This is a genomic window from Candidatus Nitrotoga sp. 1052 (assembly GCF_927312905.1).
GTDB lineage: Bacteria > Pseudomonadota > Gammaproteobacteria > Burkholderiales > Gallionellaceae > Nitrotoga.
The window spans coordinates 23870-36069 of the sequence record NZ_CAKMHQ010000036.1 but is presented as its reverse complement, the minus strand read 5'-3'; the positions used below and the strand labels follow the sequence as shown (position 1 = coordinate 36069).

The 12200-nt window shown below is 52.1% G+C and carries 12 protein-coding genes; 3 read left to right on the top strand and 9 right to left on the bottom strand.

Annotated elements, in window-relative coordinates; genetic code table 11:
• Positions 1-76 precede the first annotated feature (76 nt).
• From bioD to MJ768_RS08030, 4 genes are all read right to left on the bottom strand, one after another.
• On the bottom strand, positions 77-799 hold the full coding sequence (gene bioD, locus MJ768_RS08045; RefSeq protein ID WP_239290056.1) for a dethiobiotin synthase: 723 nt from the start codon (positions 797-799) through the stop codon (positions 77-79).
• A gap of 349 nt (positions 800-1148) precedes the next feature.
• On the bottom strand, positions 1149-1973 hold the full coding sequence (locus MJ768_RS08040) for a CsgG/HfaB family protein (protein ID WP_239290054.1): 825 nt from the start codon (positions 1971-1973) through the stop codon (positions 1149-1151).
• Between the two features lie 255 nt (positions 1974-2228).
• On the bottom strand, positions 2229-3083 hold the full coding sequence (locus MJ768_RS08035) for a hypothetical protein (protein WP_239290052.1): 855 nt from the start codon (positions 3081-3083) through the stop codon (positions 2229-2231).
• A gap of 85 nt (positions 3084-3168) precedes the next feature.
• Positions 3169-3609 (bottom strand): hypothetical protein, encoded by a 441-nt coding sequence (locus tag MJ768_RS08030; protein ID WP_239290050.1) that lies wholly within the window; start codon positions 3607-3609, stop codon positions 3169-3171.
• 603 nt (positions 3610-4212) lie between these two features.
• Between MJ768_RS08030 and MJ768_RS08025 the strand changes: the two genes are divergently transcribed.
• Both MJ768_RS08025 and MJ768_RS08020 read left to right on the top strand, forming a co-directional pair.
• A complete protein-coding gene (locus tag MJ768_RS08025) occupies positions 4213-6645 on the top strand; it encodes an alpha-amylase family glycosyl hydrolase (protein WP_239290041.1) in 2433 nt (810 codons plus the stop codon).
• A 175-nt stretch (positions 6646-6820) separates the two neighbouring features.
• Positions 6821-7174 (top strand): hypothetical protein, encoded by a 354-nt coding sequence (locus MJ768_RS08020; RefSeq protein ID WP_239290031.1) that lies wholly within the window; start codon positions 6821-6823, stop codon positions 7172-7174.
• 130 nt (positions 7175-7304) lie between these two features.
• On the opposite strand, the gene MJ768_RS08015 is transcribed toward MJ768_RS08020, so the two are convergent.
• From MJ768_RS08015 to bioB, 5 genes are read right to left on the bottom strand one after another with little or no spacing between them, the layout of a single operon-like run.
• Positions 7305-7526 (bottom strand): hypothetical protein, encoded by a 222-nt coding sequence (locus MJ768_RS08015; RefSeq protein ID WP_239290029.1) that lies wholly within the window; start codon positions 7524-7526, stop codon positions 7305-7307.
• The gene (gene bioC / locus MJ768_RS08010; RefSeq protein ID WP_239290027.1) at positions 7489-8358 is read right to left on the bottom strand and encodes a malonyl-ACP O-methyltransferase BioC; all 870 of its coding nucleotides are present in this window, start codon (positions 8356-8358) and stop codon (positions 7489-7491) included. Before bioC ends, MJ768_RS08015 begins: the two co-directional genes overlap by 38 nt.
• Entirely contained in the window at positions 8351-9130 is a 780-nt protein-coding gene (gene bioH / locus MJ768_RS08005) for a pimeloyl-ACP methyl ester esterase BioH (RefSeq protein ID WP_239290025.1), read from the bottom strand. The genes bioC and bioH overlap by 8 nt, the downstream gene beginning before the upstream one ends.
• Positions 9114-10280 carry an 8-amino-7-oxononanoate synthase gene (gene bioF, locus MJ768_RS08000; RefSeq protein ID WP_239290016.1) on the bottom strand — a complete coding sequence of 389 codons (1167 nt, stop codon included), beginning with the start codon at positions 10278-10280 and terminating at the stop codon, positions 9114-9116. Before bioF ends, bioH begins: the two co-directional genes overlap by 17 nt.
• A gap of 42 nt (positions 10281-10322) precedes the next feature.
• On the bottom strand, positions 10323-11336 hold the full coding sequence (bioB, locus tag MJ768_RS07995) for a biotin synthase BioB (protein ID WP_239290014.1): 1014 nt from the start codon (positions 11334-11336) through the stop codon (positions 10323-10325).
• A gap of 56 nt (positions 11337-11392) precedes the next feature.
• Here bioB and MJ768_RS07990 point away from each other — a divergent pair, with 56 nt between their 5' ends.
• Positions 11393-12109 carry a ComF family protein gene (locus MJ768_RS07990; protein ID WP_239290012.1) on the top strand — a complete coding sequence of 239 codons (717 nt, stop codon included), beginning with the start codon at positions 11393-11395 and terminating at the stop codon, positions 12107-12109.
• Positions 12110-12200: the final 91 nt, after the last annotated feature.

Sequence of the window (12200 nt, the reverse complement as noted above, 5' to 3'; positions counted from 1 at the left end):
ATCCGGCGCACAGGCCATTCTGTTTCTGGAGAAATAGACAGTTTCATTTACAGCCTCTCAACTCCGAACTGAACCGTTACATTTCCTCAAGCAATTCGAGTTTGAGCTGCATGGCCACCATCCTCGCATCCGGCTGTGGCTGCCAAGGTACCACGCCAAGCAGCGGTGCGGCCAAGCGTTGCTGTAATGCCACAACATTGTCTTGTACCGCGAGCATATCTGCATCCAGCACATTGGCCACCCATCCGGCACATTTTAATCCACATGCCTCAATCGCGCTTGCTGTCAGCAGCGCATGGTTGAGACAGCCCAAACGCATGCCCACCACCAAAATAACAGGCAAACCCAATTGCAGAGCCAAATCGGCAATGTCTTGATTGTTATTCAGTGGCACTCTAAATCCTCCCGCACCTTCTACTATCACCACATCCGCTTGTGATGCCAGCTCGTGATATGACGTCAGGATGCGGGCGAAATCGATGTGCACACCTGCATTCCGTGCAGCAATATGCGGCGCAATAGAACTTAGAAAACAATAGGGATTAATCTGGCCATAGCTCACCAGTACATTGCTGACCGCCTGCAATTGTTTCACATCCTGATTATGCCCATCGTCATCGCAACCCACCGCCACCGGCTTCATGCCGACTACGCGCTGTCCTCGCGCAGCAAAGGCATGCAGTAGTGCGCAGCTAATCAGCGTCTTGCCGACTCCAGTATCAGTACCTGTTATGAAGTAATTCATATTATCCTCGAATGCCTGGGTTTCCTGCGCGTAGGCTGGGGCGATTTGACGCATAGCAGGCTGGTGCTGAATGAATAAATTCGCCACAGACATAGGGTCATATAACAGGTTTCAGCGAGATATAAAGGATTGCACTAAAGATAAGGTCAAGATACTTAACTATCACGTTTCCCATATGCAAAGAATGAGTGTGGTAATTAACTGTGCCAAGCTCGAAACCGAAATGAAGCTGTCTAGCGTGTAGTGAGGCGACTGCTGGGTAGCTCGTGCTGAGTGTTACTAACGCCTTGTCTCTTTAATTTTACATAGCGTTAATTTATGCACATCGCAACTTGAATAGATTGCGATGTGCACATAGGAAGCTTATTTAAGAAATTATTTTAGTACACATTTATTTCCGAGCTTACTCTCCGCCTTGAACACCAAGGTGACCGCCCGTTCCAAGCCCGCCTTTAACCTCTTGTGCTTTGTAAGCACGCACGGCTTTCACCATATTGTTGTAGGAATCGGTGAATGCGGCCACAATAACTTTTCCTTCAGCAGTGTTGGAATAGCCTCCGCCTACCCCGCCAAGCGCACTTCCGAATAAGCCGCCCATGAATCCAAAGTCCATGTTGCGTGAACTACCCTCAGCTGCAGCTAGCTGAACGCCAGAACGGTTATCAACCAAGGTCAACATGGTACTGGACTCTTTGGCAGAGATACTGCTGCCCAGTAGAGCGCCAAATGACCCAAAGAGGCCGCCAATAGCAGCACCAGCACCTCCGGCATTAGTGTTGCTGAAAGTGATGGAAGGACTCATAGAGTAGTCAGCCGCTACCATTTGTCCTTTTTGGAACTTGGAACCCTTGCGCATCTCTCCTGATTCCGCCAATGCACGTTCCCCCATCATATTGCCCATCGCACGCCCCCGGTCTACAACCACAAAGCAGTTAGACTGTTGAACAAGCATCTTAAGTACGGGAGTAGTGGATCCTAGTTTCATTTGCCCAGTTAGGATGCCATACCATGGGGCGTTGGTGTCCTCGACGACTGCCAAGGTACCCAGAGATTCGGCACATTTTTCAAGCTTGCTGTTGGCGTTCTGTGATGTTGCACCACCCGCAGAGCCTGTGGCGGTCGTTTTCGCTTCCTGAGACCCCATCTGCATGTTGGCACAACCCGCCAGGAAAATAGAAACAACCGCTACCGTGGTTGTACGGCAGAAACTGAACTGAACAGTCTTCATAATTTACCTCCCCTTAATTGTTTTATATTATCGAACACAATAGTAAATGATTTTTTGACAAATCATTTACTCATTACGGATGCAGCTGACCAGACTTTAATAGTTGCAAACTATACTTCAGCTTCACAAGCTGTACGACCTACCCTGAAATGACATTGTATTCATATGCAGCCTCTTCTAATGAGACTACGCATAAGCCGTGGTCAGCCTCCGGCTTTATTCGTAATCCACTCGCCTCGGAATTTTAGCCACAGGTCAAGGTAAGGATGTAGCGTTATTGCTCACCATCTGGTCAAACCGAGATTTAAGCTTCTGATCTATCGTCTGCCATTGCGCAATATATTGGCTGGGCAGTTCATACCTCAGAGAGAAAACCGTCTTTTTTATGGGCGCAGATATCACCATGTCCGGTGCAGGGCGGTAAGACGTTTCAACTACGCAAATTGGGTATGCACTGTGGAAAAAATTCTCGTCCGCACATCGGATACGTACTAATTCATCCGTCGGGTGATCATGGCTAAAGAATATATTGGCTTTGCCGGATGGGTCGTAGTAATGCAACATTCCTGGTAAGTCTGGCGAATCTGGTTGCCGCTGCAATCTCTCAATAAAATATTTAAAATAGTGATCCCACGGCCTCATATGCGTAATAGAGGCGTGCAAGTTTTGTCCCCATGCTAATTTTTCAAATTGCGCTAGATTCTCTTCCCTCAGTGGAGAAAGGTCCGGCAATATGGCATCAATTTTGATGAAGTCAACAGCCAGCCTTTTCTTACCTTCAATCTGTTTTTGCGGCACATTCCCCCAGCCGCGTAATTGCTGGTTGTATCCTTTAAAGTTATATACAAGCGGCACATCAAAATTAACGTCATCCATACTTACGCGAATATTGATTTTTTTAGCCTCTGCCAGGTTGATTACCTTCCGCTGCGGAATGGTCGATTGCTTTATCTTCCCGCGATAAAAAACAGTCTCCGCCCATACTGGCAGCTGTTGCCATGTCACCGCGGTTATCACAGCAACGGTGAGGCTTCCCCACACCCACGGATTTCTGCCGCGCATCCTTGCCGCTTTGGCCGCAAAGAAACCCAGCAAAACAATACCCAACATAATGGGTAGCAGTCCGATTTTGAACACCATTATCATTTCGCCCGGCAAATTTTCAGATGACTATTTCCATATGGTTAACTCAGAGCTAACTGGCGCGCCGTTTTTGCGTGTCCGGATTGAGCGCCAAGTTAGCGCGTTCATACCGATGAGCATAAAACGCTAATCCAAGTGCATAACTTGCAGCCAAGCCTACCATTACCACCCCACCCCATAAGGAAATCGGCAGAAGATACGAAACGTCACTTCCATCGGTTGTAATGAGATATACCCACTCGTCGAGAGCCATACTCAACCCTGCCCCGAACGCTATAGCCGCTAAGTCAAGTTTCCAACTATTACCATTAAACAGGACAAGAGGCAAACCCGCGAATGTAATAAGCAGCAAACCAATAAAAAGGTGGTGGATATTGTATGAGCCAATATACAGATTGCTGCCCGGAGAGAAGTGCAAATACGCTCGCAACACTACGAAAGTCAGGAGCAGCGCCGAAACCACCCACACAACCCGTCTGATATTTAAACTCACTTGAATGACTCCTTTAAGTTTGCGCGCTAACATCAAAAAACACTGAATCCCGCGGGCACTCCGATGAATTGCTCATTAGGCAATTTCTTACTCCGATGCACAACATCCTGCCTCGATATTGTGGGCATCGGAATTGGGAAAAAAGCGTAATCGTCCTCATGCCTGCTCCACCCGTCTGTCGGCGAGGAAGTATATCGGAGACGCAGTCCTCCAAAGGAAGCGGCTTATATATTTGTTGTGGCATGACACGTTTCTCTCACTGCGTACATGCGAATTTACATGTGCATCTTAAGGCCAGGAGCAAGGAAAAGTTTAATGCGCCGCATATTTTAAAGATTTTATAAATCAAAAATAAGCAATTTGCTTATTCACTTTTCTGGGTGCCACTCTACTATTTGACCCTCACAGGGATATTTAATTGCCAGCCAACTGTCGGAGCCGGGAATGTTGGCGTTAATTGGGCTGGAGGTCGCAAGTCCATCCACCATCGACCATCCACCGTCGACCACCCCTTGCGAATTTCGCTTTGTCTGTGAGGAATAACTTGAGCCTGGCTTCTTTAGATATTGCTTGGATGTTGATCGTCAAGGGTAAACAATCATTATGACAATGCAGACAGTGGAATTTCAATTCATCACCGGCCTTAAACGGGCGATATTCCGCAACGCCCGCTTGCGCGGCAGCTGGGACGGTAGCGGCCGATATTCGGATGACTGGACGGAATCTCCGATGCAGGAGGAAATCGGCGTGGATGGCTGTCCAGTCTTTACGGCCACAGTCTCACTTCATCTTGCCGATCAGGATAATACCTTCAAGTGGGGGGTTATCCTTGACGGGCCGCAGGGTGCCAACTTCTGGGGCATTCCGACTGAGGTGCAGGATGTTAATTCCGTTGCGCGCCATCGCCAGTTTCGGCTCAACCGCGAGGCAACCGTGCCCCAGGTCGAACGCTATTACTTCACTTATAACCGTCATTTGGGAGCCAACAAACACTTCGCTACTGGAAGCACCACACCCGGTCTGCGTTTTGCCGTATGGGCTCCAAATGCCAAAAATGTGGAAGTGGTCTTCGGAAATCCGGCCAGCGGCTACATAGCCGACGATAACACCGGAGTGAACCAAGCACTGCCCATGATCACCCTTTCCCGCCTGGCTGATGGTACATGGGAAGGCGGACCGCAGGGAGATTTTGAGACTTTCAAAAGCCTGCCTTACATGTATCGCATCCTGAACGCGCAAGGGCAGCGCGTCTATCGCACCGACATCTTCTCCCGCAGCCAGATCGGCAGGGGCAATATAAATCCTGTCAAGATTGCTTGGCCGGGGACGGTTGAAACTCTGGACGGGTCCGTGAGTTGCAGCGTGGTCATTGATGCCGATGTGGTGCGCCGAGATTTTGCATCCACGCCTCGCGGAATGAAACTGGACACCATTCCATCGGAAGAATTCTGGACAAGAGAATCTACGTCCGGCCTGCCGGTACCTTCGCACCTCGAAGACCTGATTATTTACGAATTACATGTCGGGTCATTGGGGTTCGGAAAGCCCGGCCCCGGTGATTTGAGTGACGCGCTGCAATTCCTGGACCATCTCGTTGAACTCGGTGTGAATGCCATCGAACTGCTGCCCATGGCAGAGTTTTCAGGCAATGCCGCCTGGGGCTATGGCGACAGTCATCACTTCTGTATTGAATCCAGCGCTGGAGGCCGCGACAAGTACCGTCACTTCGTGCGCGATTGTCACCGGCGTGGCATCGCAGTCATCCAGGACGTGGTCTACAACCATTATGACAACGAAGCGGAACGCGCCCAGTGGCAATATGATTCAACCATGCCCGAAGAAAATATTTATTACTGGTATGAAGGGCGCTCTTCCGACTACAAAAAAAATGATGGCAGCCCGTTTCCGGAGGGTGGCTATCTTGATAACGGCTCTACCGGCTTCACCCCGCGTTTTTCGGAAGAAATTGTGCGCCAGCAATTCATCAGCAGTGCCGCCTTTCTTATTGAAGAAATGCACGTCGATGGGCTGCGCGTGGATCTGACCCAGGCGATTCACCGCGACAACGCGCTTCACGCCGATGGGCGGTCGATTGGCAACGCCAACGTCTTCGGGCAGAAATTTCTGCGGGAGTGGAGCCGCACTCTGCGCATGATCAAGCCTACGGTGATGCTGATCGCAGAAGATCATACGGGATGGGACGCCGTGACGAAATTACCGGCGCAAGGAGGGCTGGGCTTCAGCGCCAAATGGGAGTTGGCGTTCTACCATCAGTTGATCGGCGACTCCGACATGGCTGGGAATCGGGCGCGCCTCTTGAAACAGGCTGGATCCGGCAGCAACGAGCCACTACAGATGGACTGGTTTGCCAGCGCCCTTTATAACAGCCGTTATAACCAGGTCGTGTTCCACGAATCTCACGACGAAGCCGGCAATGCCGGTGGCACGGCGCGGACCATGGTAACGGCTGTCAATGGTGCGCCTGTCATTGGTGCCACGCGCACCGCGGCGGAAGCACGCTCGCGTGTATGCTTTGGTCTGCCCCTGCTTTCGGCGGGCACTCCCATGTTCTTCATGGGCGAAGAGATCGGAGCACAGAAACACTATACATTTGATCGCTTCCTGCTGAACCGTGAAAATATCATCGGCGAGCGGACTGGTAACGGCAAGGCACTGTTTCGCTTTTATCAGGATCTAATAAGTCTCAGTCGCCGACTGCGCTCGATCCGCAGCCAGGACATTGACATCCTCCACCTGTCGAATTCCAATCGAGTGATCGCCTTCAAGCGGTGGCGCGGGGATGAGGAAGTCATTATCGTCGCCAGCTTCAACAATACTGCCTTCGCCGACGGTTACGTCATCGAGAAGGACTTGCTGGCCATCCCTAATGCCGGATGGAAGGAAATATTCAATAGTGACGCCGCCATCTATGGTGGCCAAAATAGGGGTAATGGCGGTGCCACTATCCCCTCCAACCAAGGTCGTATCAATGTAACGATCCCTGCCAATAGTTTCGTGGTGCTCGTAAAACAATGATGAAGAAAACACTGGTAATCACCTAAATGTCCATATTCGGTGCAATGATGCGCAAGCTCATTCATGTTGCCTTTGGAAGGTTATATTGGAACCAGCATTTTTTACCGCTCTAGTCCTGACCCTGATTTCGCACCATAATAATTATTACGAATCCACCATCCGAAGGAGCTTATTAATGAAAACAAGAACATTTATCACTGTTTTGTCTGCCCTTGGCTTATTAGCTTCGTGCGTGCAGATGGATCCTCATCCGATGGACATGACCCAAGCTGTTCAGAGCGCTACAACTCGCCCCGATCACAATGCATTGGCTAAACATTATGAAGATACTGCCAAAGAGATGCAAAGCAAGGTGCAAGAGCATAAAAAACAGCTCGAAGAATATGAAAATCACAGCTACAACTATGGTAAACGAGCTCAAGACCTGCAGGGGCATTGTAAAGGTTTGATACGCTATTATGGGCAAGCAGCAGAGGCAAATAGCAAGATGGCTGAAATCCATCGTCAACTGGCCGAGGAAATAAAATAGCCCAGGCTTTAATAAGGTTCTGTTGCAGAAACCGAAACTGAGTAGGGTCGGATTTGTGTGAATTTATTAGGCGCACAGTGAGTCAGGATGCAATTTATCCGCCTATCCTTTTTCGCTGTTTCCCCCACAACTACGGCGGATCGACTGCCAGATCAAACAGCGTGAGGTGATTCGACAAGGCATCGTCAAGGATGGCAGCAACGATGTCCGGTGCCAGCATGGTCGCGGGTGTCCCGGTTTTGTGTAGCGGGGTAAGACGAAGACGCGAATTGCCGAGAAAAAAACTGAATTGAAAATGCTGATTCGCCCAAGCCTCAAAGTTTAAATGGCGTTTGAATAATATGCGCGCCATCCGCTGTCACCCTGGACTTTGGCTTCCACGCATGGCCATAGATCACTTCGAAAGTCGCAGGTAGCTTGCCGTTTTTCCGAAATCGTTCGTAATTCTCCTGCAGCGCCAGCCAAGCAGCCTTGCCCATCATGCCGTGCCCACGTCCGGCAGTGGCATTGTGCGCGCCTATGCTGCGCAAATCCTGCATCACCGCTTTCACATTATCATAAGTCAGCGTGATAATTTCCATGTCCATCACAGGCGCGGCAAAACCGCTGGCCTTCAGCATGTCGCCGATGTCGTGCATGTCCGCGAAACGATTAACATGTCTGTGCTCATCCACGCTATGAAAAGCGTTGCGTAGTTCCTTGAGCGTGTCCGGGCCGAAGGTACTGAACATCACCAAGCCCTCCACTTTCAATACGCGATGTAATTCGCTGAAGGTGGCGGGCAGATCGTTGCACCATTGCAGGGTCAGATTCGACCATGCCAGCTCGATGCTGTTAGCTGCTAACGGCAAGGCTTCGACATCGGCACATACATAACTGTGCTTGCCACTGTCGAATAACTTGCGCCACCAGCTTAACCTGCTGCGCGATACATTGAGCATACTAATTGCCATGTCGAGCGCCAGCAGATGCGCCGCCGGATAGCGCTGCGACAGCTGACGCGTGCCCCAGCCAGTACCACTACCCACATCCAGCACAGACGTTGGCTTCTGTTTTATATAATCCAGCCGTTCCAGCATGCGGCTGCACACCTCACGCTGTAACACCGCAGCGGTATCGTATCCATTGGCCGCACGATTGAAAGCCATCCGCACCTGGCGTTTGTCAATCAGGAAATCATCCATTTAAAAATGCCTCGATCCGTTGCACAAAAATATCCGGGTGGGATAAAAACGGCGCATGTGACGCGCCCTTGATATTGAACAACTGCGCATTGGGCAATTGCTGCGCGAGATAGCCCGATGCTGCGGGTGAAGCCAACACATCGCGCTCGCCCGCAATGACCAAAGCAGCTTGAGTAATTTGCGGCAACACCGCACGCAGATCGGTATTGCGCAATATTTCCAGGCCCCCGCGCAATGCCGCAATATTCGGTTCACCGCGACTGGACAGGCGGGCGCGCAAATCTGCCAGCAACTCACGTTCGTGTTCGCTGCCGCGCACCTGCAAGGCAATAAACCGCTTCAACGTCAGCGCATGATTTTCCAGCAACGCAACAGAAAATTCATGCAAGGTATTCGCCGCCATTGCACATTCCCAGTCGCTACGCTGCACAAAACTAGGCGTGGTAGCAACCAATACGAGCTTATCGATCTGGTGTGGCGCATGGAGCGCCCAGCGCAACGCAATCTGTCCGCCGAGCGACCAGCCACACAACGCCAGCGGCTCATCGCCATGTTCAGCATGCCAATACCCAGATAGCCGCTGCACCAACCCATCCAAATCATATTGCGCGATGATCGAGCTGGCACCGTATCCCGGCAAGTCCACGCAGTGCACGCGGAAGTGTTGCGCAAGTTGTGCGGCCACGCTGCCCCAGATGCCGCAGTGCATCCCCCAGCCAGGTATCAGTAACAGCGGCGCGCCGGCACCGCGACTTTCAATGTGCAAGCTCATGCAAGGCTGAAATCAATTGCGCCACATCCTGCTCGCTATGCGCCGCCGAGAGCGAAATACGCAGTCGCGCCGTTCCCTGCGGAACGGTAGGCGGGCGAATGGCTGGCACCCAGATGCCACGTGCGCGCAGAGCTTCGCTCAAGGCTACCGCAACATTATTGTCGCCGACCAGCAGCGGCTGAATAGGGGTATCGGAGTGCATCAGCGCCCACGGGAGCCCGATTAGACCAGCACGCAACTGCGCAACCAATTTCCATAATTGTGTGCGTCGCCACTCTTCTTTCTGCAACAAGCACAAACTGGCCAGAACCGCGCAGGACAGTGCAGGTGGACTGGCTGTTGTGTAGATGTAGCTGCGCGCATTCTGTACCAGCGTATCAATTACCACCTGTTCCGCTGCAATGAAGGCACCGGATACGCCCGCCGCCTTGCCCAGCGTCGCCATGTAGATGATGCGCGGCGAGGCGAGGCCAGATGAATCTCTATGGTGAAATAATGAGCCGCGCCCCTGTTCACCCAATATGCCAAAACCGTGCGCATCATCCACCAGTAACCAGGCATCATGCTGCTCACACAACTCCAGCAGTTCCGGCAACAGCGCAAGGTCACCATCCATGCTGAATACCGCATCGGTAATAACAAGTTTGCGACCGCTGCTTGGCTGCCCCAACAATTGCGCGAGATGTGCCATGTCGTTGTGGCGATAGCGGTGCACCTGCGCACGTGACAACAACATGGCGTCATTGAGTGATGCGTGATTCAGCTTATCGGCAAAGATTCTATCGCTCCTGCCGACCAGCGCTTGCACCGCGCCAAGGTTAGCCAGATAGCCAGAGGAAAATAACAGTGCTGCGGGCTTGCCGACGAATTCAGCAAGTGCTTGCTCCAACTCGTCGTGTGCGCTGAAATGACCACTGACCAGATGGGATGCGCCCGCACCCAATCCATACTGTTGCGTCCCCGTCTGCAAAGCGGCAAGCAACTGCGGGTGATAAGCTAAACCGAGGTAGTCGTTGCTGGAAAAAGACAGAGTCGGCTTGCCATTTACCTTGACGCGTGTGCCTTGCGCACTTTGCAACTCGTAGCGATGGCGTAGAAGTCCTTGGGCTGCGCGGGTGTCGAGTTCGTCCTGCAGCACTTCAAAAGGCATTGAAATTTTCCATCACAAGCAAGGGAGTTTGATCAATGCACTCTAAATTTTTGCCGCAAGCGGATACATACCCAATTTATCAAGTAGAACGCGGTCGCGCTCCACCTCTGGATTACCGGTAGTCAGCAACTGGTCGCCATAAAATATTGAGTTGGCGCCCGCGAGAAAACATAAAGCCTGCACCGCTTCGCTCATTTGTTGCCGCCCGGCAGACAATCGCACTCGCGCCGTGGGCATGGTGATGCGCGCCACCGCGATGGTACGAACAAAATCCAGCGGATCCAGCGCTTTGGTGTCGGCCAGCGGCGTGCCTTCTACCTGCACCAGCAGGTTGATGGGTACGCTTTCAGGATAGGGGTCCAGGTTAGCGAGTTGCGCGACCAAGCCGACGCGTTGAGTAAGGCTTTCGCCCATGCCAACGATACCGCCACAGCATACATTCAAATCAGCATTGCGGACACGCTCCAGCGTGTCCAGTCTGTCCTGATAATCACGAGTGGTAATGATTTCGTCGTAAAACTCGGGCGCGGTATCCAGATTGTGATTGTAGTAATCCAGCCCGGCGTCTTTTAGCTGCTCGGCCTGGCCGTCTTTCAACATGCCCAGCGTAGCGCAGGTTTCCAGCCCCAGCGCTTTGACTTCGCGCACCATGTTCAGCACCGATTCCAGATCGCGCTGTTTGGGGCCGCGCCAAGCAGCGCCCATGCAAAAGCGAGTCGCGCCAGCAGCCTGGGCAACGCGGGCAGCCGCCAACACGTCATCAAGCTCCATCAATGCCTGGCTATTCACGCTGGTATCATAGCGTGCAGCTTGCGGGCAATAGCCGCAGTCTTCTGGACAGCCACCTGTTTTAATGGACAGCAAAGTGGACAGCTGTACCGCATTGGCATCGAAATGCTCACGATGCACCTGCTGTGCGCGATAGAGCAAATCGGCAAATGGCAGCCTGAACAGCGCCTCAACTTGGGCGAGGCTCCAGCACTGCGAATCGCTTGATGGTTGAGAGGGTGCCGAGGGTTTGGAGGGGCGGGTAAATTGAACGGTGTGAGTCGTCATGGCTTGCAGTCTAATGAATTACAATGATCCGGCATCATCCATGAAAGGGCGCAACCTTGTCAATTTTGACTCGTCATTTTTTGAACATCCGCACAAAATTGTGGCAAGCCCTGCCCGCGCAACCCTGTTTCCTGTGCGGCACAGCCAGCCGCAATGGCGTATGGTGCGCCGCTTGCGATGCTGATTTACCCTATTTGACTGCGGCACGTTGCCCGGTGTGTGCCCTGCCTACGCACGATGGCGCGATCTGTGGTCATTGCTTGCAACAAGCGCCGCATTTCGACCGCACAGTGGCCGTGTTCGCCTACGCTTTCCCGCTCAACAAGCTAGTGCAGGCGCTGAAGCATAATGAAAAACTGGTATTGGCGAACAGCCTTGCAGACAAGCTGACTCAGCGTATTGCGGTGCGTCCTGATTGCCTTGTTGCAATGCCATTGCATCCGGTGCGTTTACGTGCGCGCGGATTCAATCAGTCATTTGAACTGGCGCGGCATATTGGGCGGCAGATGAATATTCCAGCACTGCTGAATGCCTGCCAGCGCATGCGCGATACCCCGCCACAAACGGCGTTATCACGAAAAGAAAGAGACCAAAACGTGCGTCAGGCATTCATCTGCACGCAGGATTTTTCGGGCAAGCATGTCGCCATAGTGGATGATGTAATGACGAGCGGTGCATCGCTGAATGAGGTGGCACAAACCTTACGCAAAGCAGGCGCGCGCGAAATCAGTGCCTGGGTCATTGCGCGGACATTGCCGCATTCTGCTTCGTAGGGTTATTATTCACATCAGTTCGTCACGCGTTTTCCAGCCCCTGTCAGCAGACACCACCATCATTGCAGGGAAAAACCAGATGCGCATCCAT